Here is a 24,648-nt window from a genome sequence, read left to right as displayed (position 1 = left end):
TCAACCCAGTTGCTCCAACGCCAGCGTACGCGCGGCCCGAAGGCCATCACGGATCCGCTGAGGGTCGCCGCCGGCGGCTCGCGCAATCGCGCCCGCATCGACCGACCGAACAGCCGCCAGCCGGGCCAGCCAGACATCAGCCTGCAGGCTCTGGCACACACAAGCAGCCGCTCCCAACAGAGCCTCGAAGCGGTCGGGGCGGCGCAGCGCATCGCAGGATTCCAGCACGTCCAGCCAGTCGGCCGTGCCCACCGCCCCGCCACCCGACGCATCCGATGCAAGACCCGACAGACGCTGCAACAGGCCGGGCAACAATCTCGCCAGATCGCGGCAGGCGGACGGAGCCCGCAGGCGCGACTGCAGGTCAACGGCCGAGCAGCGGCAAAGCAGGGCATGACGCTGCGCAAGATCCAGGCCGCGCTGTGCCGCCCGATCCAGGCCAGCCGCGACTTCGGGTGCCCAGACCAGACCCGGGGCCACGCGCTCGAGTGCGCCGCACGAGACCAGCACTTCCAGCATGCGCGAAGGGTGCGCCGTCATCAGCCCCTTGGCGAATTCCTGCCAGACCCGCTCGGGCACCAGCGCATCGACCTCGCCGTCCCGCACCAGCGTGCGGCACATCGCCAGGGTCTCGGGTGCAATGGAAAAGTCATGGAACCGGGCGGCGAACCGGGCCAGGCGCAGCAGCCGGACGGGATCTTCGATGAACGCCGACCCGACGTGGCGCAGCACACGCGCCCGGATATCGGCCACCCCGCCCAGCGGATCGACCAGCGTGCCATCGGCCGCCCGCGCGATCGCGTTGACCGTCAGATCACGGCGGCGCAGGTCGTCGGCCAGGGTCACGTCCTGTCCTGCGTGGAAAACAAAACCGTGATAGCCGCGGCCCGACTTGCGCTCGGTGCGGGCCAATGCGTATTCCTCGTGTGTGCGAGGATGCAGGAACACCGGAAAGTCGCCGCCGACCGGCACGAACCCGCGCGCCACCATCGCTTCGGGCGTGGATCCTACCACCACCCAGTCACGATCACCGGCCGGCAACCCCATCAGATCGTCGCGCACGGCACCACCCACTATGTACACGTCCAGCCCGCGCGTGGCTTCATCCACACCCATCACCGTCACGGCAAGGCAGTCCGCGTGTCGGTCAGCGGGCTGATCATCCCCAGGCGCGACGTCAGCGAATGTGGCTGCCCGGAGAACAACGTGGCGTAATAGACTGAATTAGACAGGACGTTCTTCACATAGAGGCGGGTTTCGGTGAACGGAATGGTCTCGGCGAAGATCGCACCTTCCACGGGCGCCTGCAGCGCGGCCCGCCAGCGCTTGGGCCGGCCAGGTCCCGCGTTGTAACCCGCAGTCGCCAGCAACTGCGAGCCCCCCAGGTCCTGCAGCACCATGCTCAGATAGCTGGTGCCCAACACCGTGTTGGTGTCGAAATCATTGACCTCGGACGGCTTGAAGCCCTTCATCCCGATCTTGCGCGCCACCCAGCGCGCCGTGGACGGCATGAGTTGCATCAGCCCGGACGCCCCCACGTGCGAATGCGCATCCGTCATGAAGCGGGATTCCTGGCGAATCAGACCGTAGACCCAGGCCGGATCCAGATTGACCTGTTTCGCCTTGGCCGCGACCCGACCTTCGAACGGCGCAATGAATCGCTGGCTGAAATCCACCACATGCCGGGTCTGCAACGACGTATTCACCACCCGGTCATAGATCTGCTGCTCGCGCGCGAATTCGGCCGCGCCGCGCAGCTGTGGGTCACTCATTCCCCGCAGCGCGTAGTTCCATTCGGGTACCGCCTGACGGCGCCACCCCAGGTCGAACAGCGACACCGCGCGCTCCAGCCCTGTGTTATGACGAGCCTGAGACACCCAGCCAGCCGCCACTGGACCCGGCTGCTGCGGCATGTACGGATTCTTGCCGAGCGCCTCGGACGCAAGCTGGCCGTAAAAACCGAGGTCCGTGGTGATGGACCCAAAATACTGGCGTGCCGCCTTCTGATTGCCCTGGGCCTGCAGCGCCCTGCCGTACCAGTAACGCCAGACTGGCTCGTCCGCCTGGCGAGCCGTCATCTTGCGAATCGCGATGGCCACCCGATCCCAATGAATCGGCGAAGACCGCAGCTCTGCACGGACTTCCCAGGCATGATTGAAATCGGTCATGGGAACATAGCCAGAATCCCGATACCAGCGCGCGGCGTCCGGGTCCATGCTTAACGCCGACACCAGGCCAAACTGCCCCCAGACCCATTGCATGTCGGCTGCCGGAATCCAGCGTGCCCAATGGTCGCGGACGTACTGCGCAGCTTCGGCCCGGTCGTCGCTGCGCGCCAGGCGCGCCAGTGCGACCTCGGCCAACTCGAAGTCGATGGCTGCGCGCGGCTGCGAACGCGACTCCAGCCAGTGGCGGGGATTCTTCATGAGCGCAGCGAACTGCACCATGCCCTGGTCGTCAAATACGGCCGCCGCCACCCGGCTGATCTGCCCCGACTTCCCGGTCTCCAACGTGTCGCGCAACAGGCCATTGAGTTCCTTGCGGCTGAGCACATGAGCCGCCGCCAACTGGTCCAGCAGATCCCAGCAGTCCGAATTCGGCTGATAGGCGCTGAGGAAATCGGTGGAACGGATTTTCTGGCCAGTGAGTTGCCGCGACAACAGTTGCGAGCACTGGACGCGGGACGATGGGTCGGGCCCGGGATCCAGGCGCAGCGCCTGGGCATAATCGCCACTGCGCGCGGCGGCGATGATCCACTGGTCACGAAGCTGGCTGGACAGATAGGTGCCAGGGTAGTCGGTCAGAAACTGCTGCAGCGCAGCCTGCGGAACAGGCGCCGTGCCCAGTTGAAGCTGATGCTGCAGCGACCAGTAGCGCGGATACATGCCCAAGACTGGGTCCGCACTGGCGGCTGGCACCAGGGCATCCAGATCCGACCAGCGGTTCTTCTGCACAGCATCGTAGGCATCCAGGACGGCCTGGCGGGCCGCCGGCGGAACGGACGGGGCCACATAGGGCGTGACGGCTGGCACCACAGGAGCGGCCGGCGCCGCCACCACAGGTGCAACGGGCGCGGTGGGCGTCGACGCCGCAGTAGCCGGAGTCGCAGCGGTCGGGGCTGCAGAAGCGACCGGCGCCATTTCGGCAACAGGCGCCTCGCCGGCCTGCTGTTCGGAGGCCGTGGGCGCCTGCGCGCCCGCGCAGCCCGTGAGGCCCAGCGTCAGGCCCAGCAAGCTCCAGATCAGGGGATGGCGGCGCATCTTCGGGGCCGCCGAGGGGGTCGGGTCCACCGCGTCACAATCCCTTAGAATGTCCAGAAACCCCATATGAACACCACCAAACGGCCCACCATGATTCAGAACGCACAGGATACCGCACTCCCCCTGAGAGGGCGACTGAAACAGCTACGCCGCCAGATGTCGCCCCAGGACCGGGACCGGGGCGCACTGCTCATCCGCGGCCGTCTCTACACCTGGCTGGCCACCAACCGCACGCGCCTGCGCAAGTCTGGCCGCCCCGACGTCCGCCACATCGCCGCCTTCTGGTCCATGGACGAAGAACCTGAGCTGCAACCGCTGCTGACCCAGTGGGCGACGGACGACACCCTGACGATCTCACTGCCAGTCGTGAGGGGCAAGGACGAGCCCCTGGCGTTCCGACGCTGGGATCCGGACACCCCACTGCACGCCGGCCCCTACGGCATCCAGGAGCCGGACGGCCCCGAGGTCTCGGCGCCCGACATCGTTCTGGTCCCTACCCTGGGGTATACCCGCCAGGGCGACCGCCTGGGATACGGTGGCGGCTACTACGACCGCACCCTGGCCGCGCTGAAGACCGCTGGCCACCCGTTCACGAGCCTGGGCATCGCCTGGGCCTGCGGGGATCTGGGCAGCCAGCCCTACACGCCGGCGACGCACGACGTACGGCTGGATTCCATCCTGACGGACATGGGCTGGGCGGTACCCGCGCGGGAACTGTAAACCCCCGGCGCGCGCACGGGTGCGCACCGATCCGCCGCCCATCCGCCGCCTAACGCACCCCCAGATTGGCGCAGATCTGCGCCACCGCGTCGGCGTGGTTCAGCGTATAGAAGTGCACGCCCGGCGCGTCCTGCTCCAGCAACTGGGCCACCAGCTGGGTCACCACGTCCACGCCAAAGGCGCGGATCGAGGCCTTGTCGTCGCCGAATCCCTGCAGCCGCAGGCGCATCCAGCGAGGGATCTCCGCGCCGCACATCTCGGAGAACCGCGCCAGTTGCGTGTAATTGGTGATGGGCATGATGCCGGGTGTGACCGGAATATCCAGGCCCCGGGCCCGTACCCTGTCCACGAAGTGGAAATACGCATCCGGATTGTAGAAATACTGTGTGATGGCGCCGTCGGCACCGGCGCGGACCTTGTCCACGAAGTGCTGCAGGTCGTGTTCGCTACTCTGCGCCTGCGGGTGCATTTCGGGGTAGGCCGCCACCTCGATGTGGAATTGGTCGCCGTAGCGCTCGCGCACAAAGGCAACCAGTTCGCTGGCATGGTGCAGGTCACCCGTGTCCCCGCCCATGCCGGAGGGCATGTCGCCGCGCAAGGCCACCAGGCGGCGGATGCCACGCGCCTGGTAGTCGTCCAGGATTGCCTGGAGATCCGCGCGGCTCGCTCCCATGCAGGACAGGTGAGGCGCCACTTCGGACCCCAGGTTCTGCAGCATCTGGACCGTATCCACCGTACCGGCGCGCGTCGAGCCGCCCGCGCCGAACGTGACACTGACGTACGCCGGATTCAGGGCGGACAAGCGCTTGGCGGACCGCACCAGGCGTTCCTGAGCCGCAATGTCGCGCGGCGGATAGTACTCCAGGCTGACCGTCTGCGCGGGATTCATGAAACCAGCAGCCCCGTCAGCGCCGTGGACACGATGCTGTAGACGATGGCGCCAATCACGGCCCACCAGAACCCGTCCACCTGAAAGCCGCGCAGGATGGAGCCGGCCAGCCAGAAGACCAGGGCGTTGAGTACGAACAGGAACAGCCCCAGCGTCACCACCGTGAGCGGCAATGTGAGCAGGATCAGCAGCGGCTTGACGACCGCGTTCAGCAGCCCCAGCACCAGCGCCGCAATCAGAGCCGATCCGAAGGAAGCCACGGTGATTCCGGGCAGGATATACGCCACGACCAGCAAGGCCACGGCATTCAGGATCCAGACGAGCAATAACATCATGAACGGCTCCAGAAAGACGGTTGCGGTGCCACCGACCGATCAATAACGATACATGTCGGACTTGTACGGGCCCTCGACCGGAACGCCGATGTAATCGGCCTGCTTATGCGTCATGGTCGTCAGGCGTGCGCCCAGCTTCTTCAGATGCAGACGGGCGACCTTCTCATCCAGGTGCTTGGGCAGCACATAGACCTGGCCCGTGGCGTAATGCCCGCCCCGGGTGAACAGCTCGATCTGCGCCATGGTCTGGTTGGTGAAGGATGCCGACATCACGAAGGACGGGTGGCCCGTCGCGCAGCCCAGGTTCACCAGCCGGCCCTTGGCCAGCAGGATGACGCGCTTGCCGTCCGGGAAGATGATGTGATCGACCTGGGGCTTGATCTCTTCCCACTTCAGATCTTCCACCGAGGCCACGTCGATTTCGCTGTCGAAGTGCCCGATGTTGCAGACGATGGCCTGATCTTTCATGCGGTACAGGTGGTCCCGCCCGATCACGTGATAGTTGCCGGTAGCCGTGACGAAGATATCGGCCTGTTCCACCACGCCAGCGTCGCCCAAGTCAACCACGCGATAGCCTTCCATCGCCGCCTGCAGCGCGCAGATGGGATCAGCTTCAGTCACCCAGACCTGGGCCCGCAGGGCCGCCAGCGCCTGGGCGCAACCCTTGCCCACATCGCCGAAGCCACAGACGACGGCGATCTTGCCCGCCACCATCACGTCGGTGGCGCGCTTGATGCCGTCCACCAGCGATTCACGGCAACCGTAAAGGTTGTCGAACTTGGACTTGGTGACCGAATCATTGACGTTGATCGCCGGGATTTTGAGTTCGCCCCGCTTGGACATTTGGTACAGGCGGTGTACGCCCGTGGTCGTTTCCTCGGTCACGCCCTTGATGTGCGACAGGCGGCTGGAATACCACTTGGGGTCCTTGGCCAGATGCGCCTTGATGGCGGCAAAGAGCACGCGCTCTTCTTCGCTGGTCGGATTGGCGATCGCCGAAGCATCGGTCTCGGCACGCGCGCCCAGATGCAGCAGCAGGGTCGCATCGCCGCCATCGTCCAGAATCATGTTGGCAGGCTCGCCTGGCCATTCGAAGATGCGGTGCGTGTACTGCCAGTAGTCTTCCAGGGACTCGCCCTTGACGGCAAACACCGGCGAGCCGCCGGCGGCGATCGCGGCGGCTGCGTGATCCTGGGTGGAGAAAATGTTGCAGGAAGCCCAACGGACCTGGGCGCCCAGGGCCTTCAGCGTTTCGATCAGGACCGCCGTCTGGATGGTCATGTGAATGCTGCCCGCAATGCGCGCGCCCTTCAGCGGCTGCTGCGCAGCGTATTCTTCGCGGGTGGCCATCAGGCCGGGCATTTCGGTTTCTGCGATGGCGATCTCGCGGCGACCCCAATCGGCCAGCGTGATATCGGCGACAGCGTAATCGTGTGCAGTGCTCATGTCGTTCCTGTAGAGCCCACGTCAGAGATGATGAGCGACCCACCATACCCGCGCGGGGCAATGATGGGCGCCGTTCATGAAGAAGGTTCCTGAGCCTGGCGGCCCGCTGCAGCGCCCAATGAACGGGCGGCGGGGCCGGTGCAGCGCCCCTCAGGAGAAGGGGGACATTATAAACGAAGCGGCGGGACCAGCCTGCCAGCCGATCCCGCCGCAACAGACTGTCCGAAGACGGTCAGGCAGCTGCCTTCAGGACCTGGACCTTGTCGGTCGCCTCCCAGCTGAATTCAGGCTCGCTGCGGCCAAAGTGGCCATAAGCGGCCGACTTGGTATAGATGGGACGCAGCAGATCCAGCATTTCGATGATGCCGCGCGGACGCAGATCGAAATGCTCGCGCACCACACGCGCGATCTGGTCATCGGGGATCACGCCCGTGCCTTCGGTGTAGACCGTGATGTTGATGGGCTCCGCCACGCCGATGGCATAGCTGATCTGGATCTGGCACTGGCGCGCGAGACCCGCCGCCACGATGTTCTTCGCCACGTAGCGCGCCGCATAGGCGGCCGAGCGGTCGACCTTGGACGGGTCCTTCCCGGAGAACGCGCCACCGCCGTGCGGGCAGGCGCCGCCGTAGGTATCCACGATGATCTTGCGCCCGGTCAGGCCGCAATCGCCCTGCGGGCCGCCCACCACGAACTTGCCAGTGGGATTGACCAGGAATTTCGTGTGGTCGGTCAGCAGGCCCGCCGGGAACACGGGGCGAATGATGTGCTTGATCACCGCATCGCGGATCTCGGCCTGCGAAATATCGGGGTGGTGCTGAGTGGACAGCACGACCGTATCGACCTCGGCCGGCTTGCCGTCGAGATAGCGGAAGGTGACCTGGGATTTGGCATCCGGGCGCAGCCACGGCAGGCGGCCGTCCTTGCGCAGCTCGGACTGCCGTTGCACGATGCGGTGGGCATACCAGATGGGGGCCGGCATCAGATCCGGCGTCTCGTCGCAAGCGTAGCCGAACATCAGGCCCTGGTCGCCGGCGCCCTGGTTCAGGATTTCCTCGGGGGTGCGGTCCACGCCCTGGGCGATGTCCGGAGACTGCTTGTCATAGGCCACCAAAACCGCGCAGCCCTTGTAGTCGATGCCGTATTCGGTATTGTCATAGCCGATGCGGCGGATGGTGTCGCGCGCGACCTGGATGTAGTCCACGTTCGCGCGGGTGGTGATTTCACCAGCCAGCACCACCAGCCCGGTATTGCAAAGCGTCTCGGCGGCAACCCGGGAATTGGGGTCCTGTTCGAGCAATGCGTCGAGAATGGCGTCCGAGATCTGGTCAGCGACCTTGTCGGGGTGACCTTCGGAGACAGATTCAGAGGTGAAGAGAAAATCGTTGTTTGCCACAGCGATGCGTCCTTTAGGAGCACCGGGCCGCCCGGTGCGAGGTTGAACGATTCGCGTTGCACCTCAGTCGGGGCGCGACGCTTTAGCGGATTGTTGGCGTGCCGATGCCGGCACGGAGATCGCTCCGCAAGTTGTCGGTTAACTCAGCGATCCTCATCATTTTAAGCGAAAATGGCGGCTCCATGGTCAAACCTCCTTGACAGACAGGGATTTTCCACACCGAATGTTGCTGTTTCTCGTCCGCTCATTGTCCGTCCTGCCGCTCTCCTGGCTCCAGTTCCTGGGGCGCGGAATCGGACGGTTCATCTACGCCTTTCCGGGGCGCTACCGGCGGCGACTGCGGCAGAACGCGCGACAGGCCGGCTACGACGACCCGGCATTCGCCCGCCGCGCCGCCGCCGAGTCGGGCGCCATGATTCTGGAGATCCCCAAGGTCTGGTGGCGCACGTCCCTGTGCCTGGCGCGCACCCACAGCGACGAGGAGCCCGTGGTGCGGGCTGCCGTCGACCAAGGGCGCGGCGTGCTTTACCTCACGCCGCACCTGGGCTGCTTCGAGATCACCGCTCGGCACCTGACTCAGTACGGGCCGCTCACCGTGATGTTCCGCCCTTCGCGCAGCCCGCTGCTGGACCCCATCGTCGAATCGGCCCGCGACATGCACAACCTGCGGGCGGTTCCCGCCAACCGCCAGGGCGTGCGGGAATTCGTGCGCGCACTCAAGCGCGGCGAGGCCGTGGGCATGCTGCCCGACCAGGTGCCGCGTGAAGGCGACGGCATCTGGCTGCCATTTTTCGGCCGCCCCGCCCTGACCATGACGCTGGCAGCGCGCATCGCACTGCAAACCGGCGTGGCCGTGATCCTGACGGCCGGCGAGCGCCTGCCGCACGGACGCGGCTGGCGCATGCACTACCTGCGGCTGCCCGACCCCCTGCCGGCCACCACGGAAACGCTGGCCGCCGCCATCAACCAGGCGATGGAAACGCTGATCCGCCGTTTTCCGGAACAATACCTGTGGAGCTACAACCGCTACAAACGGCCCGACGACGCACCACCCCATCCCGACGACGCGGCACATTAAAATCCACCCGATATGGCCTTCGACAAAAAACCGCTGCTGCACGCCGTGATGGGATATTTCGGGCGCTGCTCCGACCACACACGCCTGCGCTGGGGCCGAGTCCTGGGGTGGCTCACGCCCAGGCTGCTGCGATCTCGCGCCCACATCGTTCAGGTCAACCTGGCCCGCTGCTTTCCGGACCGCACGCAACAGGAACGCGACGCCCTGGCACGCCGCCACTTCCGGCTGCTGGCCCAATCCTTCGTGGACCGGGGCCTGTGCTGGTTCGGGTCGCGCGAACGGATACTGGACACCGTCGAACTGCACGGTGAACAGCTCCTGCAGGACGTGATGGATCAGCAACGCCCCATCCTGATGTTCGCACCCCACTTCATCGCGCTGGACGCGGCCGCCACACGGCTCACCCTGTTTCTCAAGGAGTCGGCCACCCTCTACACCCGGCAAAGCGACGCCGACGTGGACGAAATCGTGCGCCTGGGCCGGGGACGCTTCAACCAGGTGCATCTGGTCAGCCGCCACGACGGGGTGCGCGGTCTGATCCGCTATCTGCGCAAGGGCATTCCCGTGTACTACCTGCCCGACATGGACTTCGGCCGCCAGGGCAGTGCTTTCATCCCGTTTTTCGGCGTACCCGCAGCGACCCTGCTCTCGGCCGCCCAGATCGCCAAAGCCTGGGGAGCCGTCGTCGTGCCGGTCATCAGCCGCCTGGACCCGGACACCGGGCGTTACCGGGTGGACGTCGGACCAGCGGTGGAAAACTTCCCCGGGGACGATACCCCTGAAGCCGCCACTGCCCGCCTGAACGTTTTGATCGAAAATGCGGTATCCCAGGATCCTGCACAGTACTATTGGGTACACCGCCGATTCAAGACACGGCCGGAAGGGGAAGCTGGATTTTATTGAGGAATGGTCAGTCCATGATCTGGAACTTCACCAAAATGCACGGTGCGGGCAATGATTTCGTCATGCTCGACGGCGTGCGCCAATCGATAGACATCACCCCCGAACGCGCCCGAGCACTGGCCGACCGGCATTTCGGCGTCGGTGCCGACCAAATCCTGCTGGTGGAACCGGCAACCCGGCCCGATACCGATTTCCGCTACCGCATCTTCAATGCGGACGGCGGCGAAGTCGAGCACTGCGGCAACGGTGCGCGGTGCTTCGTGCGCTTCGTGCACGAGCAGGGTCTGTCGCAGCGCAACCCGCTGCGGGCGGAGATCGCAACAGGGGTCATCGTCCTCAGCGCATCCGACGACGGCGAGGTGTCGGTCGACATGGGACGCACGACCTTCACCCCGGACGGGGTGGCGTTCGACACGCAGGGGCTGCCCACCCGCGCCTGCGGCGACGATACACAGTACGGGCTGGACGTGAACGATGAGCGAGCGCCAATCTGGTGCTCGCTGGTGGCAATCTCCAACCCCCACGCCGTCGTCCAGGTCGAGGACGTCGAAGCGTACCCGGTCAGCCGCATCGGTCCCCTGATCGAAAGTCACCGGCGGTTCGCAAACCGGGTCAACGCGGGATTCATGCAGGTGCTGGACCGGCATCACATCCACCTGCGCGTCTACGAGCGCGGCGCCGGCGAAACCCTGGCCTGTGGTACGGGCGCCTGCGCCGCCGTGGCGGCAGGCATCCGCTGCGGGGTGCTGGACAGCCCGGTCCGTGTGGACATGCACGGCGGCACCCTGCGCATCGAATGGGACGGTGACACCCTGCGGCTGCAGGGTCCCGCCACGACGGTCTTCCAGGGCGCGATCGACGTGGACGCGCTGATCAACCGGGCCTGAGCCCGGCGCTGATCAGATCCGCTCGTATATCGCCGCGATTCCCTGGCCGCCGCCGATGCACATGGTGACCAGCGCATAGCGGCCCTGGGTGCGCTGCAGCTCGTACAGCGCCTTGACCGTCAGGATGGCGCCCGTGGCGCCGATGGGGTGCCCCAGGCTGATCCCGCTGCCGTTCGGGTTGACCTTTGCCGGGTCGAATCCTAGCTCGTGCGCCACGGCGCAAGCCTGGGCGGCAAAGGCTTCGTTGGCTTCGATCACATCCATCTGTTCCAGCGACAACCCGGCGCGCTTGAGCGCCATGCGGCTGGACGGAACGGGGCCGATTCCCATGTACTTCGGGTCCACCCCGGCATGCCCGTACGACACCAGGCGCGCCATGGGCTTCACGCCGCGTGCTTTGGCAGCGTCCGCCGTCATGAGCAGCACCGCGGCCGCTGCATCGTTGATGCCCGACGCATTGCCGGCCGTCACGGTACCGTTTTCCTTCTGGAACACGGGCTTGAGCTTGCTGAAGCTCGCCGCATCCACATCGGACCGCACATGCTCGTCGCGGTCGAACACCACATCGCCCTTGCGTGTCTTGCGCACCACTGGAACGATCTGTTCCTTGAAATACCCGTGCTCGATGGCATGTGCCGCCCGGCGGTGGGATTCCAGCGCCAGCGCGTCCTGTTCCTCGCGGCTGATGCCGTATTTCTTGGCCACGTTTTCGGCCGTGACGCCCATGTGGCAATGATCGAACGGATCGGACAGCGCCCCGGTCATCATATCGATGAGGCGCGAATCCCCCATGCGCGATCCCCAGCGCTGTCCCACCGCCGCGTAGGGCGCCCGGCTCATGTTCTCGGCGCCGGCGCCGATTGCGACCTCCGCATCGCCCAGCATCAGGCACTGGGCTGCCGACACGATGGCCTGCAGACCCGAGCCGCACAACCGATCCACATTGAATGCCGGCACACTGTCAGGGATGCCGGCGTTGAGAGCTGCCACGCGTGACAGGTACATGTCGCGCGGCTCCGTGTTGATGACGTGCCCAAAGACGACGTGGCCCACGTCGGCCGCCGACACACCCGTGCGTTCCAGCACCGCGCGCACCACCGTTTCACCCAGCTCACATGGCGGCACGTCCTTCAGGCCCCCGCCAAAATCCCCGACGGCCGTCCGGCACGCCCCCACGACGACGATATCCTGCATGATGACTGCCTCTCCGATGGCGGACGCCGCCTGTCGCGGCACCCATTCTCAGTCATAGTAGCGCATCATCGCACCGGCAAATTGAGAAAATCGAACGATCGCTCTACACTCAAACCACGAGAGAGGATCAGCGTATGGACGACAGATTCAGCCTGGCAGGCAAAACCGCTTTGGTCACCGGTGCTTCCGGCGGCTTGGGCTCGCATTTCGCACGCACGCTGGGTCTGGCAGGGGCGGCCGTCATCCTTGCCGGGCGCCACCGCGACCCGCTGGTCCGGCTCGCCGAAGGGCTGGCCGCATCGGGCATCACCGCCACGGCCCAGCCCATGGACGTGGCCGACGCAGACAGCGTCCGCCTCGGGCTGGACGAGGTGCAAGCGCGCGCGGGCATGATCGACATCGCCGTCTGTGCAGCGGGCATCGCCACCAACAAACCGGCCCTTTCGCTGTCCACCGAAGAATGGGACCGGGTGATCGCCGTCAACCTCAGGGGCGCGTGGATCACCGCGAGCGAGATCGCACACCGGCTCGTGGCCGCCAGGCGCCCCGGCTCGCTGATCCTGGTGTCCTCGATCCTCGGTCATCGCGTCGCCGGAAACGTGCTGCCGTACACGGTTTCCAAAGCAGGGCTGGAACAGATGACACGCGCGCTGGCGCTGGAATGGGCGCGCCACGGCATCCGCGTCAACGCGTTGGCCCCCGGCTACATCGAAACGGATTTGAACCAGGAATTCTTCGCCTCGGACGCCGGCCAGACGCTGATTCGCCGCATTCCGCAGCGGCATCTGGGCCAGCCCCAGGACCTGGACGGCCCATTGCTGCTGCTCGCCTCGGACGCCTCGGCCTACATGACCGGCAGTTCGCTGGTGGTCGATGGCGGCCACCTGCAATCCACGCTGTAAGGAGCTCCACGACATGGATTTCACCCTATCTCGCACCGCCCAGGACTTTTGCGCCCGGATCCGCCAATTCGTCGCCACCGAGCTCATTCCGCTGGAAGCGGATCCGCAGACCTACGACGCCCATGAAAACCTGGACCCTACCCGTCTGCAAGTGCTGCGCACGAAGGCCCGCGCCCAGGGCCTGTGGTGCCTGCAGATGCCCCGGGAACGCGGCGGACAGGGTCTGTCCATGGCGGACATGGCCGCCTGCTACGAGGAGATGAACCGCTCGATCTTCGGGCCGGTCGTGTTCAACTCCGCCGCGCCGGACGATGGCAACATGATGGTGCTGAACAAGATCGCCACGCCAGCCCAGAAGGACCGCTGGCTCCAGCCCATCATCGACGGCGCCGTGCGCTCGTCCTTCGCCATGACGGAACCGGCACCAGGCTCCGGATCGGACCCCGCCATGATGCTGACAAGCGCCACGCGCGAGGGCGATCAATGGCGCATCCAAGGCACCAAGCATTTCATCACCGGCGCGGGGGTGGCGGAACACTTCATCCTGATCGCGCGCACCTCGGACGATGCCCGCAAGGGCCTGACGGCCTTTCTGTTCCATCGGGACGACCCGGGCTGGGAAGTCGTGCGCCGCATCCCCATCATGGGGCCGGAGGAACACGGCGGGCACTGCGAGCTGCGCTTTGACGGACTGCGCATCCCGGACGAGAACCGCCTCATGGGAATCGGCGACGGGCTCAAGGTCACGCAAATCCGCCTGGGGCCGGCACGGCTGACGCACTGCATGCGCTGGCTGGGACTGGCGCGCCGCTCGCTCGAAATCGCGGGGGATTATGTCACGCAACGGCAGGCCTTCGGCCAGGCATTGGCCGACCACGAAGGCGTGCAATGGATGCTGGGCGAAGCAGCGCTGCAGATCCGCACCGGTCGCCTGCTCACCATGCACGCCGCCTGGAAGCTGGACCAGGGCGACTTCGCGCGGGCCGAGGTCTCGATGGCCAAGGTCGCGGTGGCCGATGCCCTGCACAAGGCGGTCGATACCGCCATCCAGTTATGCGGCGCGCACGGCTATTCGCGCGACACGCCGCTGGAATGGATCTACCGCTACGCCCGTCAGGCCCGGCTGGTCGATGGGGCTTCCGAGGTCCACAAAATGGTTCTGGCGCAGCGGCTGCTGCACGACGACGGCTTCTGGCGCTGGGGACCCGACCATGACCGCCCCTGAGGCCGCGCTGACCGATTACCTCCGGCGCGAATGCCGTGCGCAATCCGTCGAGATCCTGGAATTCTCGCGGCTGACCGGCGGCGCCATCCAGGACAACCACGCCCTGACCGTGCGCATGGCGGGTGGCACCCACCCTGGCGAACACCGTTTCGTGCTGCGCAGCGATGCTCCTTCGCGCATCGCTGCCAGCCTGGACCGAAGCCAGGAATTCCATGTCCTGAAGGTCGCACACGAAGCCGGGCTTACGGTGCCACAGCCGCTTTGGCTATGCACGGACCCAGCCGTGCTGGGGCGCAATTTCTTCATCATGCAAAGGGCGGAAGGCACCAGCGCCCCCCGCACCTTCCTGCAGGGCGCGCTGGACCCTGGCCAAACCAGGGCCCTGACGCGCCGCCTGGGCGAAGAACTCGCGCTCCTGCACCGCGTCAGGCCTCCACACCCCGACCTGAAATTCCTGGAGCTGCCCGCCGGTCCGCCGTCACTGCACCGCGTGCGCACCTACCAGCACGCCCTGCAACAGATCGACGACCCTCACCCCGTGCTGGACTGGGCGTTGACCTGGCTGGCCGACCACGCGCCCACCGCCCACAGCCCCGTGCTGTGCCACTGCGACTTCCGGACCGGAAATTACATGGTGCGCGATGGGCAGCTCAGCGCTGTGCTCGATTGGGAATTCGCCGCGTGGAGCGACCCTTACGAAGATCTGGGTTGGCTGTGCTGCCGAAGCTGGCGCTTCGGTGTCCGGGAACGCGAAGTGGGCGGACTGGGGGACAAGGCCGACCTTTTCGCCGGATACTCGGCTGCCTCGGGACGCCCGGTGGATGCCTGCGCCGTCGAATACTGGGAGATCATGGGCCTGGTGCGCTGGTCGGTCATCGCCCTGCAGCAGGCCCAGCGGCATCTGTCCGGCGAGGAGCCCTCGCTGGAACTGGCGCTCACCGGGCGCATGCTGCCCGAAATGGAGTTCGACTTGCTGGACCAGATCGGGCACCTCACCCATGACCCGCAACACCGGCAACCGGAGGCCGCCTCATGATCAACCAGCCCGACGGCGCAGCCCTGCTGGACGTGGCCCGGCGCACGCTCATGGAGCAGCTGCTACCGGTGCTCCCGCCCGACGAAGCCTACGCAGCCCGCATGGTGGCACGTGCCATGGGCATCGCGGCGCGCGAGCTGCAGCAGGGCCCGGCCTACCACACCGACACCGCTTCCGCCATTGCCCGGTTCCTTCAGCAAGCTGGCCTCGGAGATCTGCCCGCCGACGAACGGACGCTCGACCGACTGATCCGTGAACGGCGACTGTCCGAACAGGACCAGCCGGCGCTCGCCGAGTTGCTCATGGCACTGACACGGCGCAAGCTTGCGCTCAGCAACCCCAGGTTTCCATCCTGAAGCCCTCCAAGGAGGCGATTTTCATGGCATCCGACAAATTCGACACCGATCTGGAGCAGCAGGCCGCCAACTACTCGCCGCTCACACCGCTGAGCTTCCTGAAGCGATCGGCCTGGGTCTTTCCCCACAAGATCGCGGTGAAGGATGACGACGGTGAATTCACCTACGCCCAGTTCTACGAACGCTGCCGACGCATGGCGAGCGCACTGCAGTCGCTAGGCATAGGACGCAACGACACCGTGTCGGTGCTGTGCTTCAACAGCCACGAACTGCTGGAGAGCCACTACTCGGTCCCCATGGCTGGCGCCGTGCTGAATGCCCTCAACACCCGGCTGGATGCCGCTTCCATCCGCTTCATCCTGCAGCACGGTGAAGCCCGTGCGCTGCTCTACGACACCGAATTCGAGCCCCTGGTGGCCGAGGCGGTGAAAGGCCTGGAACACCCGCCGCTGCGCATCGCCATCGCGCACCAACATCCCGCGACACCAGGCATGGCGGCCTATGATTACGAGTCCCTGATCGCCTCGGGCGACCCGAACTTCGCTTGGCAGAAGCCGCACAACGAATGGGACGCCATCTCGCTGTGCTACACCTCGGGCACCACGGGCGACCCCAAGGGCGTGGTCTACCACCATCGCGGTGCCTACCTGTCGGGCATGGGCAATGCCATGGCCTTCAACATGACGCCGGACACCGTGTATCTCTGGACCCTGCCCATGTTCCATTGCAACGGCTGGTGCTACACCTGGGCCATCACAGCTGTGGGCGGTACACACGTGTGCCTGCGCAAGGTCCAGTCCCAAGCGGTGCTGGAACGCATCCGCGAGGACCACGTCACGCACATGTGCGGGGCGCCGGTGGTGCTGAACCTGCTGGTCAACGACTTCAGCCAAGCCGGCGTCAAACTGCCCACGAAGGTTCAGTTCGCCGTGGGCGGCGCGGCCCCCCCGAATGTCATCATCGCCAAGGCTGGCCCGGTCGGGTTCCAGATCACCCACCTGTACGGCCTGACGGAAAGCTACGGCCCCTCGACGGTATGCGTCTGGCAGACCGACTGGGAGGGCTTGGAACTGGACGATCTGGCCGCAAAGATGGCGCGCCAGGGCGTGGGACTCTACGCCATGGACGACGTGCAGGTGCTGTCCCGGGAAACGGGCCTCCCTGTCCCGGCCGACGGCCAGACCCTGGGCGAGCTGGCTCACCGGGGCAATACCCTGATGAAGGGTTACTTGAAGAACCCCGCCAGCACCGCGAAGGCCTTCCAGGACGGCTGGTTCCGCACGGGCGATCTGGCGGTGATGCACCCCGACGGCTACGCCGAGGTCAAGGACCGGGCCAAGGACATCATTATCTCCGGCGGCGAAAACATCTCCAGCAAAGAAGTCGAAGACGTCCTCTACCGCCACCCCCAGGTTCTGGAAGCGGCCGTGGTCGCGCGCCCAGACGAGCGTTGGGGCGAAGTGCCCTGTGCCTTCGTGTGTCTGAAAGAGGGGGCGCCGGCGGTGAGCGAACAAGATATCGTGAACTTCTGCCGTAGCGGCATGGCGTCGTACAAGATCCCCAAGGCCGTGGTCTTCGGGCCGCTACCCAAGACCTCCACGGGAAAGATCCGCAAGAACATCCTGCGGGACCAGGCTCGCTCGGGGCACTAGCATGCCGGAGGACTTCGAGCGCTTCAAGGCCGGGCTGAGCCTGTCCAGAGACGACATCTACAGCGCGCTGCTGCAGGAAAACCACCACCACATCCGCATCAAGAAGCCGGCGGTGGCCATCCAGGGCCTGGCGAGCATCGTGGAAGCCACGCTGCGCCTGGCCGGCTCCAAGGGTTTTCATGCCATGTCGCTGCGCGACCTGTGCGCCGAGTCGGGCTTCAGCATCGGGGGAATCTACGCCTACATCAAGAACAAGGAGGACCTGATCCACCTGATCCAGGACTACGGATTCCTGCTCACCCGACGGACCCTGCGCACCCGCACTCAGGACGCCGCGCCTGGCGTGGAAAAACTGCGGGCCGCCGTGCGCACGCACCTGTTCCTGAGCGAGATGATGCCCGACTGGTTCAGCTTTTCCTTCATGGAAGCCCGCCACCTGCCGCCCCCCGAAAGGCAGAAGGCGGTGCAAGCCGCGCGCGAGATCGAAGACATTTTCTTCGACATCCTGCAAGAGGGCATGGCGGCCGGCGCCTTCCGCCACGTCGACGCGAGATTGCTCGCATCGCTGACCAAGGCCCTGATGCAGGACTGGTATCTCAAACGCAGCAAATACCGCCGCCAGGAGATCGACGTGAATACCTACGCACAGTCCGTCTGCGACCTGCTGGAGTCCTATCTGCAAGGTCCACCCTGAATCTTTGACTTTATCGAACAACTGTTTTACATTTTTCCCACAATATGAGGCCGCAGCCACAGCGGCCCCCTTTCACAACTCGGCCGGCACCTGCCGACCGCCAGTGCAAAGTCCGAGGAGACAACCATGAACAAGCTTTCACCAACCCGGGTGCTAGGCGCGCTCGCCATCGTGGGTCTGCTGGCGAGCGCCCCCGCCCACGCCAAGGATCCCATCCGCATCGGCGGCATCTACCTGATGTCCGGCAGCGCGGCCACCTATGGCGAATTCGCCAAGCAGGGTGCGACGCTCGCGATCGAAGAGATCAACGCCAAGGGCGGCGTACTCGGCCGCCAACTGCATCTCCAGCTCGAAGACGGCCAGGGCAAGGCGGCCACCGCAATCCAGGTCGCACGCAAGATGGTCTACCAGGACAAGGTCGACCTGATGATGGGGCTGGACAGCTCGGGCGTGGCCCAGGGTCTGGTCCCGGTGCTGCCCGAACTGGGCAAGCCCTTCATCATTACGCACGCTGCCACACCCGACGTGACCGGCAAGCTCTGCAACAAATACACCTTCCGTGACAGCGTGAACGTGGCGCAGATGATGGCGGGCGGCGCGGAAATCGCCGCCAAGACCGGCGCGATCAAATGGACGACCATCGGGCCGGACTACGCCTTCGGCCACCAGTCCTGGGAATACTTCAGCAACAACCTGAAGGCGCACAATCCCCAGGTCGTGCTCATGAGCGACCAGCTTGCCTTCCCGCGTTTCGGTGCCGAGGACTACACACCGTTCATCAGCAGCGTCATGCAGAGCAAACCCGACGGGGTGCTGATTTCGCTCTGGGGCGGTGACCTGGTCAACTTCGTGCGCCAGGCCAACGAACGCGGCTTCTTCAAGCAGGGCTACAAGGTCTTCATGAACGTGGGCGCCGCGACCGAGGTCCTGACCGCCCTGGGTGACCAGATGCCCGAGAACGTCTGGTTGGGCACGCGCTACTGGTATGCCTCGTGGGATACCCCCATGAACAAGCACTTCGTCGAAGCCTACAAAAAGGCCTACAACCACCCGCCCAGCTATAACGCCGAAGGCGCCTACACCGCGATCTATGCATACAAGGCCGCCCTCGAAAAAGCCGGGTCCGTGGACAGCGACAAGGTCATCAACGCACTGGCCGGGATGACGTTCCAGGCGCCCACAGGCGACCTGACCTTCCGCAAGGAAGACCATCAGGCGCTCATTGGACCGACCTGGGGCCTGACCGGCGCCATGAACGCCGCCGACAAGATCCGCTCGCTCACGCAGGTCCACAACTTCGACGGCACCAAAGTCACGCCGCCCGTCGACCCCGCCTGCAAGATGTGACATGGGCGGTCTCGGCCTGGCGCTGTTGAACAGCCTGGACATCGGCCTGCTGCTTTTCATCATTGCAGTGGGCCTGAACATCGTCTTTGGCGTCCTCAACGTCATCAACTTCGCGCACGGCTCGCTTTACATGCTGGGCGCGTACTTGGCGTATGCCTGCATCGTCAGCCTGGGGATGCCCTTCTGGCTGACGCTGCTGCTGGCACCGCTGGTGGTGGCCGCCCTGGCGGTCGCCATCGATCGGGGCATGCTGCGCTTCATCTACCAGCGCGAAGTCACCGACAGCTTGCTGCTGACCTTTGCCCTGCTGCTCATCCTGAATGAATCCACAAGACTCATCTGGGGGCCGGGCATCCACATCATTGATCCACCCGCACTGCTGCAGGGCGCGATCCACCTGGGCGGTGAACTCAGCTACCCGCGCTACAGCGCCTTCGTGATGGTCGTCGGGGTTCTGACACTGCTCGGCTTGTGGCTGCTGTTCAACCGCACGCGGATCGGCAAGATCATGCGCGCTGCCGCCCTGGACCGCGAAATGGCCCAGGTACTGTGCATCAACACACGCCTGGTCATCACCGGCGCGTTCGCATTCGGTGCCTGGCTCGCCGCAGTGGGCGGCGTGGTGGCCGCTCCCATGCGCGCCATCGACCCAGGCATGGGCGACAAGATCATCATCGAAAGCTTCATCGTGGTGGTGATTGGCGGCCTGGGCAGCTTCCCCGGCGCACTGCTCGGTGCCATCATCCTGGGCCTCATCCACGGCCTGGGCGGGCGTTATCTGCCCGAAGTCAATCTGGTGCTGCCCTTCATCGGCATGGCGCTGGTGCTGCTCATCAAGCCTCGCGGCCTGATGGGCCCGGGGAGGTCGACATGAACACGCTCGGCGGCCGGATCTGGCTGGCGGCCCTGCTGGCGGTGCTGATCGCGCTTCCCTGGATCGCCCCCTTCTTCTACATCTTCATCGCCACCCAGATCCTGATCCTGGGACTGCTTGCCGCCAGCTTCAACCTGATCTTCGGCTACACCGGGATGCTGAGCTTCGGCCACGCTGCGTTCTACGGCATTGGCGCCTATGCAACGGCCATGCTTCTGCAATCGATGCACTGGCCGCTGCTGGCGTGCCTGCTGGTATCTTTCCTGGCCGGCACGATTCTGGCGCTCGTCATCGGCTTTTTCTGCGTTCGCCTGGACCAGGTGTACTTCGCCATGCTGACCCTGGCCTTCGGCATGATGGTGTTCGGCGTGGTGCACCAGTGGCGCTCCGTCACCAACGGCAGCGACGGGATCTCGGGCTTCACGGTGGGTTCGCTGGGTCTGGGGATCAAGCTCACATTGGGCAACCCCGCCGTGTACTACCACGTGGTGCTTGCCATCGTGGTGATTGCCGGACTCGTCCTGTACCGGATCTGCGGCTCGTCCTTCGGCATGATTCTGCGCGCCATCCGCCAGAACCCGGAGCGGGTGGCGTTCTGCGGCCTCAACGTGCGCCGTTATCGGCTCGCGGCATTCACCATCGCCGGTGGGTTCGCAGGTCTCGCGGGCGGGCTGATGGCCCCCTTCCTGCGCATTGCCAGCCCTGAACTCGCCCACTGGACCATGTCGGCCGAACCCGTACTCATGACCATATTGGGCGGCAGCGGCTACTTCCTGGGGCCGTTCCTGGGCGCCGGAATCTTCGTCCTGCTGGAGACCTGGATCACCAGTCTTACCCAGGCCTGGATGCTGTTTCTGGGCATCATCCTCGCGCTGATGGTGATGTTCTTCAGGGGCGGCGCCCTGGGCACCCTCATCGACGTCCTGAAAACGCGCCGCCGCAGGACAGAGCCATGACGCCCGACTGCATCCTGCTCGTCCAGGGCCTGAGCAAGCACTTTGGCGGGGTCAAAGCGGTGACCGGGATCGACCTGGAGGTCCACACCGGCGAGACTCTGGCCATCATCGGCCCCAACGGTGCCGGCAAGACGACTTTCTACAACCTGCTCTCCGGGCGTCTGGTGCCCAGCAGCGGCAGCATCCAGTTCAAGGACCACGACATCACGGGCCTGCCACCTCATGTCATCAGCCGGCTCGGGATCTCGCGGTCGTTCCAGCTCAACAATATTTTCACGGAAATGACGGTGCGCGAGAACGTAGAGGTCGCCGTCACCGCGCAGCGCCGTGAAAGCTGGCGCTGGGCCAATCGGGCCGCCGCGAACAAGGCCGTCCAGCAGGACGCGGACGCGCTGCTCGCGGAACTGTCGCTGGCCCATCTGTCCGACCGCGTGGCGGGCACCATCAGCTATGGTGACAAGCGCTTGGTGGAAATCGCCATGGTGCTGGCCACTCGCCCGGAACTGGTGCTGCTGGACGAGCCCACCGCCGGCATGACACCCGACGAGACCGGCCGGATCATCGAACTGGTCCGCACGCTGGCGCGCACCGGCCACTACACCTTCCTGGTCACGGAACACGACATGCGGGTGGTGTTCGATCTGGCCGACCGCATCCTGGTCATGCACCACGGCAGCCGCCTGATCCTGGATGCACCCGAAGTCGTGCGCGCCGATCCCGAAGTGCGCCGCGCCTATCTGGGCGACGAAGCCGCCGACATGATGGAGCCGGCATGATCCTGGACGTCCGGAACATTCACACCTACTACGGTGAAAGCCACGCCCTGCAGGGCGTTTCCCTGTCGCTGGAAGCGGGCGAGACCGTTTGCCTGCTGGGGCGCAACGGTGCGGGCAAAAGCACGACCCTGCGCAGCATCATGGGACTCACCCCGCCCCGCGAGGGACAGATCCTGTTCGACGGCCAGGACATCGCCGGTGCCCCCACCTGGCGCATTGCCCGCTCGGGCATCGGCCTGGTCCCCGAAGACCGGCGCATCTTTCCCACGCTGAGCGTGCGCGAGAACCTGGAAATCAGCGAATACCACCGGCCTGGCGCTGCGCGCACCTGGACCGTGGAACGGATCTTCGACCAATACCCCATGCTGGCGGAACTGGCCGACCGGGACGGCGGCCATCTGTCGGGCGGCCAGCAGCAGATGCTGGCCGTGGCCCGCTCGCTCATGAGCGAGCCACGCGTACTGCTGCTGGACGAGCCCAACGAAGGCCTGGCCCCCGTCATCGTCCAGCAAATCGGTCAACTGATCGACGATCTGTCCAAGACCGCGACCATTCTATTCACCGACCAGAGCGTGCACTTCGCGCTGCGCCACGCCCGCCGCGCCTACATCCTGGAAAAAGGCCGCATCGTCCACACAGCCGACAGCCAGGACCTGTTGCGGGACACGGAGACGCAACACCGGTATCTTTCGGTGTAGCAGCCCCGCTGCTCCATGGGGTTGCCCCCGCAGCCCGGCAGGGCGACCCTTGCGACCCGTCACTGGCTCCGCCCCGCACTTTGCCGGATAATTCCTGCATCAGCCAGCATGTATCGGGGACCGCGCCGCGCCCCGACTTGTGCCCTCTTCACCACATGGAAGCCTCATGACCCAGGATGCCCTGACCGCTCAGACCATCGCAGACTACCTGACCCAGAACCCTGATTTCTTTGAAGCGCACGCCGATGTGTTCGCCAATCTGAGCGTGCCGCACCCCAACCAGGCCCGGGCCATCTCGCTGGGTGAACGCCAGATCCTGACGCTGCGGACCCGCCTGCGCGAACACGAACTGCGTCTGAGGCAACTGCTGCAGAACGCGGGCAGCAATGAACGCATCAACCTGGACCTGCTGCAATGGTGTGCACGCATGCTGGCAGAGCCTGACGCCAGCCAGATTCCGGCTCACATCATCCGCAGCCTGGGCGACCAGTTCGATCTGACCGCGATCGCACTACGACTCTGGGACTTGCCGAGACTCACGAACAGTGAATTCGCCGAGGACGTCACGCCATCGATCCGCGCGTTTGCCGACGATCTGCAGCAGCCTTTCTGCGGGCCGAACCAGCAACAAGAGGCCGCAACCTGGCTGGGGTCAGAGCCCGCGTCGCTGGCCATCCTTCCGTTGCGCACGCCAGTCGGTGCGGATCCCGTCGGGCTGCTCGTGATGGGCTCGGACGACGCGCAGCGCTTCACGCCGGACATGGGCACCGCGTTCCTGGAGCTGATCGCCACCCTGGCGGGTGCCGCCCTGGGCCGCCTGGCCACGTTGGATCCCGAGGCCGCCTAGTGTCCGGACCGGAAACCCCGACCAGAGGCCGTCGCCACCCACCGGAAGGCACGGCCGCAAACCCGCTGGCCCAGCCTACTGGCATGGCATCCGATGCCCAGCTCGTGGAATCCTGGCTGACGGAACTCGGCGCACAACAACGCTACTCAGAGCACACCGTCGCGGCGTACCGGCGTGACCTGCACGCGCTGCAAGGCTGTTTCCCCGGGGAATCGCTGGACACGCGGTCCGAACTGCACATCCGCCAGGCGCTGGCGCGCCTGCACGCTCAAGGCCACGAACCCCGCAGCCTGGCGCGGGCACTCTCGGCCTGGCGCAGCTTCTACGAATGGCGGGCACCCGCCGCCGGGCTGCCCCGCAACCCGACCCATGGCGTGCGCGCCCCCAAGATCCCGCGCAGCCTGCCCAAGGCCCTATCGGTCGATCAGGCGCAGGCGCTGCTGGACCGCACCCAGCTCCCACCCGCCGAGACGCCCGTAGAGCGGCGCGACATGGCCATGTTCGAGGTTCTGTATTCCAGCGGGCTGCGCCTGTCGGAACTGGTCAGCCTGGACTGGCAACCGCTGCGCGAATCGGGATACGCCTCGCAAAGCTGGATCCAGATCGCCGAGGCCGAAGCCACCGTCACGGGCAAGGGCCACAAGACCCGGACCGTGCCATTGGGGCGGCACGCCATCACTGCGCTCCAGGCCTGGCTGGAAGTCCGGGCGCAACTGCTGCCGCCCGAACCGGACGCCGACACGCGCGCCGCGCTGTTCCTGGGTGCTCGCGGCCGGCGCGTCAGCCCGCGCGTGGTCGAACTCCAGCTCCAGGCGCTGGCACAAAAAGTCGGTCTGCCGCTGCACGTGCATCCCCACAGCCTGCGCCACAGTTTCGCCAGCCACCTGCTGCAATCGGCCCACGATCTGCGGGCCGTCCAGGAACTCCTGGGCCACGCCAACATCTCAACCACCCAGATCTACACGCGACTGGATTTTCAGCACCTGGCGGCGACCTACGATCAGGCACACCCACGCGCCCGCCGCACGAGCAAGGATTGACCGGCGGCACCAGCTTGGCTGGGCAGCCCAGGCTGGCGCCCGCCAGGGTGATAACCCGCCCCAGCAGTGCAGCACCGAATGTTTGATGCAGCGGGACCACTTGTCCGATAATGGCCCAACCACACGGGGAGACGGGA

At 65.5% G+C, this 24,648-nt stretch carries 24 protein-coding genes and 1 riboswitch; of the genes, 17 read left to right on the top strand and 7 right to left on the bottom strand.

Annotated elements, in window-relative coordinates; translation table 11 throughout:
• A complete protein-coding gene (locus EPN31_RS08370) occupies positions 1-1,116 on the bottom strand; it encodes a hypothetical protein (protein ID WP_291771909.1) in 1,116 nt (371 codons plus the stop codon).
• Positions 1,117-1,121: 5 nt separating this feature from the next.
• Positions 1,122-3,260, bottom strand: coding sequence for a lytic transglycosylase domain-containing protein (locus EPN31_RS08365; RefSeq protein ID WP_291771837.1), 2,139 nt, complete (start codon positions 3,258-3,260; stop codon positions 1,122-1,124).
• A gap of 66 nt (positions 3,261-3,326) precedes the next feature.
• On the opposite strand from EPN31_RS08365, the gene EPN31_RS08360 reads away from it, so the two are divergent.
• Complete coding sequence (locus EPN31_RS08360) at positions 3,327-3,980, top strand: 5-formyltetrahydrofolate cyclo-ligase (RefSeq protein ID WP_291771834.1); 654 nt, start codon at positions 3,327-3,329, stop codon at positions 3,978-3,980.
• 49 nt (positions 3,981-4,029) lie between these two features.
• Here EPN31_RS08360 and metF read toward each other — a convergent pair whose 3' ends face one another.
• The 4 genes from metF to metK form a co-directional block, all read right to left on the bottom strand.
• Positions 4,030-4,869, bottom strand: a complete 840-nt coding sequence (metF, locus tag EPN31_RS08355) for a methylenetetrahydrofolate reductase [NAD(P)H] (RefSeq protein ID WP_291771831.1) — start codon at positions 4,867-4,869, stop codon at positions 4,030-4,032.
• Positions 4,866-5,204 (bottom strand): phage holin family protein, encoded by a 339-nt coding sequence (locus EPN31_RS08350; RefSeq protein WP_291771826.1) that lies wholly within the window; start codon positions 5,202-5,204, stop codon positions 4,866-4,868. The genes metF and EPN31_RS08350 overlap by 4 nt, the downstream gene beginning before the upstream one ends.
• A gap of 39 nt (positions 5,205-5,243) precedes the next feature.
• Positions 5,244-6,650 carry an adenosylhomocysteinase gene (ahcY, locus tag EPN31_RS08345; RefSeq protein WP_291771824.1) on the bottom strand — a complete coding sequence of 469 codons (1,407 nt, stop codon included), beginning with the start codon at positions 6,648-6,650 and terminating at the stop codon, positions 5,244-5,246.
• Between the two features lie 58 nt (positions 6,651-6,708).
• A riboswitch (S-adenosyl-L-homocysteine riboswitch) is annotated at positions 6,709-6,808 on the bottom strand.
• 74 nt (positions 6,809-6,882) lie between these two features.
• Positions 6,883-8,046: a methionine adenosyltransferase gene (gene metK / locus EPN31_RS08340; protein WP_291771820.1), complete on the bottom strand. Its 1,164-nt coding sequence runs from the start codon at positions 8,044-8,046 to the stop codon at positions 6,883-6,885.
• Between the two features lie 223 nt (positions 8,047-8,269).
• On the opposite strand from metK, the gene EPN31_RS08335 reads away from it, so the two are divergent.
• Genes EPN31_RS08335 through dapF form a run of 3 tightly spaced genes read left to right on the top strand, consistent with a single transcriptional unit; the run spans position 8,270 to position 10,914 of the window.
• Positions 8,270-9,124, top strand: a complete 855-nt coding sequence (locus EPN31_RS08335) for a lysophospholipid acyltransferase family protein (protein WP_291771819.1) — start codon at positions 8,270-8,272, stop codon at positions 9,122-9,124.
• A 12-nt stretch (positions 9,125-9,136) separates the two neighbouring features.
• A complete protein-coding gene (locus EPN31_RS08330; RefSeq protein WP_291771816.1) occupies positions 9,137-10,027 on the top strand; it encodes an acyltransferase in 891 nt (296 codons plus the stop codon).
• Between the two features lie 14 nt (positions 10,028-10,041).
• Entirely contained in the window at positions 10,042-10,914 is an 873-nt protein-coding gene (gene dapF, locus EPN31_RS08325) for a diaminopimelate epimerase (protein WP_291771814.1), read from the top strand.
• Positions 10,915-10,926: 12 nt separating this feature from the next.
• Here dapF and bktB read toward each other — a convergent pair whose 3' ends face one another.
• Entirely contained in the window at positions 10,927-12,108 is a 1,182-nt protein-coding gene (gene bktB / locus EPN31_RS08320; RefSeq protein WP_291771812.1) for a beta-ketothiolase BktB, read from the bottom strand.
• A 134-nt stretch (positions 12,109-12,242) separates the two neighbouring features.
• Here bktB and EPN31_RS08315 point away from each other — a divergent pair, with 134 nt between their 5' ends.
• The 13 genes from EPN31_RS08315 (at position 12,243) to xerC (ending at position 24,511) form a co-directional block, all read left to right on the top strand.
• Positions 12,243-13,010 (top strand): SDR family oxidoreductase, encoded by a 768-nt coding sequence (locus tag EPN31_RS08315; protein ID WP_291771809.1) that lies wholly within the window; start codon positions 12,243-12,245, stop codon positions 13,008-13,010.
• Between the two features lie 13 nt (positions 13,011-13,023).
• Positions 13,024-14,235 (top strand): acyl-CoA dehydrogenase family protein, encoded by a 1,212-nt coding sequence (locus tag EPN31_RS08310; RefSeq protein WP_291771807.1) that lies wholly within the window; start codon positions 13,024-13,026, stop codon positions 14,233-14,235.
• The gene (locus tag EPN31_RS08305) at positions 14,222-15,271 is read left to right on the top strand and encodes a phosphotransferase family protein (protein WP_291771804.1); all 1,050 of its coding nucleotides are present in this window, start codon (positions 14,222-14,224) and stop codon (positions 15,269-15,271) included. The genes EPN31_RS08310 and EPN31_RS08305 overlap by 14 nt, the downstream gene beginning before the upstream one ends.
• Positions 15,268-15,627: a DUF6285 domain-containing protein gene (locus tag EPN31_RS08300; protein ID WP_291771801.1), complete on the top strand. Its 360-nt coding sequence runs from the start codon at positions 15,268-15,270 to the stop codon at positions 15,625-15,627. The genes EPN31_RS08305 and EPN31_RS08300 overlap by 4 nt, the downstream gene beginning before the upstream one ends.
• 23 nt (positions 15,628-15,650) lie before the next feature.
• Positions 15,651-17,279 carry an AMP-binding protein gene (locus EPN31_RS08295; protein ID WP_291771798.1) on the top strand — a complete coding sequence of 543 codons (1,629 nt, stop codon included), beginning with the start codon at positions 15,651-15,653 and terminating at the stop codon, positions 17,277-17,279.
• Position 17,280: 1 nt separating this feature from the next.
• Positions 17,281-17,973: a TetR/AcrR family transcriptional regulator gene (locus EPN31_RS08290; RefSeq protein WP_291771797.1), complete on the top strand. Its 693-nt coding sequence runs from the start codon at positions 17,281-17,283 to the stop codon at positions 17,971-17,973.
• A gap of 126 nt (positions 17,974-18,099) precedes the next feature.
• Positions 18,100-19,320 carry an ABC transporter substrate-binding protein gene (locus tag EPN31_RS08285; RefSeq protein ID WP_291771794.1) on the top strand — a complete coding sequence of 407 codons (1,221 nt, stop codon included), beginning with the start codon at positions 18,100-18,102 and terminating at the stop codon, positions 19,318-19,320.
• A 1-nt stretch (position 19,321) separates the two neighbouring features.
• Entirely contained in the window at positions 19,322-20,194 is an 873-nt protein-coding gene (locus tag EPN31_RS08280) for a branched-chain amino acid ABC transporter permease (protein WP_291771792.1), read from the top strand.
• Entirely contained in the window at positions 20,191-21,150 is a 960-nt protein-coding gene (locus EPN31_RS08275) for a branched-chain amino acid ABC transporter permease (RefSeq protein ID WP_291771789.1), read from the top strand. Before EPN31_RS08280 ends, EPN31_RS08275 begins: the two co-directional genes overlap by 4 nt.
• Entirely contained in the window at positions 21,147-21,926 is a 780-nt protein-coding gene (locus EPN31_RS08270) for an ABC transporter ATP-binding protein (RefSeq protein ID WP_291771786.1), read from the top strand. Before EPN31_RS08275 ends, EPN31_RS08270 begins: the two co-directional genes overlap by 4 nt.
• Positions 21,923-22,624 carry an ABC transporter ATP-binding protein gene (locus EPN31_RS08265; protein WP_291771783.1) on the top strand — a complete coding sequence of 234 codons (702 nt, stop codon included), beginning with the start codon at positions 21,923-21,925 and terminating at the stop codon, positions 22,622-22,624. The genes EPN31_RS08270 and EPN31_RS08265 overlap by 4 nt, the downstream gene beginning before the upstream one ends.
• Before the next feature lie 166 nt (positions 22,625-22,790).
• Positions 22,791-23,471: a DUF484 family protein gene (locus EPN31_RS08260; protein ID WP_291771780.1), complete on the top strand. Its 681-nt coding sequence runs from the start codon at positions 22,791-22,793 to the stop codon at positions 23,469-23,471.
• An 83-nt stretch (positions 23,472-23,554) separates the two neighbouring features.
• Entirely contained in the window at positions 23,555-24,511 is a 957-nt protein-coding gene (gene xerC / locus EPN31_RS08255) for a tyrosine recombinase XerC (protein ID WP_291771777.1), read from the top strand.
• The last annotated feature ends 137 nt before the right edge of the window (positions 24,512-24,648 follow it).

Origin of the sequence: Castellaniella sp. (assembly GCF_004321985.1) — a bacterium.
Lineage (GTDB): Bacteria > Pseudomonadota > Gammaproteobacteria > Burkholderiales > Burkholderiaceae_B > Castellaniella.
This window is presented reverse-complemented; position numbering and strand designations above follow the sequence as displayed.